The 629-nt window shown below is 62.3% G+C and carries 1 protein-coding gene; it reads right to left on the bottom strand.

The window, feature by feature from the left end:
- A partial coding sequence (locus AC5LSR_RS16475; protein ID WP_493468655.1) for a toll/interleukin-1 receptor domain-containing protein occupies positions 1-594 on the bottom strand: 594 nt, incomplete at its 3' end.
- Positions 595-629 lie beyond the last annotated feature (35 nt).

Raw genomic sequence — 629 nt, 5'->3', positions numbered from 1 at the left:
TTTGCGGTCCACCTTCTGACGTCTCTCGACGGCGAGACGCCGAGCACGCTCATCCCTCGGTGACGACGGGCTGGGGAAGGCAGGCGCATTTTCTCGTGAAGCGTGGGGGAAAAGCGGTGGCGCTGCGGGTTTTGCCCGGCCGTCCAGAAGACTCTTAATTTTCTCGAGCAGCTTTTCTCGAGCGGTATCTTCGTCCAAGCCGAACAGATCGATGGAAGTGATCTGAGCAAAAAATCCCGGCCGGTCACAATCCTCGATCCGGATGGGGGCGAGTTTACGGTCAACGCCCTGTGGATCGGCCAGGACAGCGGCCTGCCACTGCGGCTGGCTGGAAGCCGAGCCCAGGTAGGCCGCCGAGAGTAGCGCGATGGTGCGCTTCGCCCGGGTCATGCCCTGCTGCATGATTTCCATCCAGTTATTTCCGAACGTCACATCCCATGCCTTGAGCAGCACCCGGTAGCCGGCCTCCTCCAGCTGCCAGGCGATCCACTCCGCCCATTCGACGTCACCGCTGGCGTAGGAGATGAAGAAGTCCCACTCCTGCGTCCGGTCCGGAGCGTTCTCCAGAGGATCACGGCCAGCGGAACCCCCCATACCATCCATATGGCGGATCCTGCCACGCACCGCGG

This window comes from Protofrankia sp. CiP1_Cm_nod4, assembly GCF_982290645.1.
This window is presented reverse-complemented; position numbering and strand designations above follow the sequence as displayed.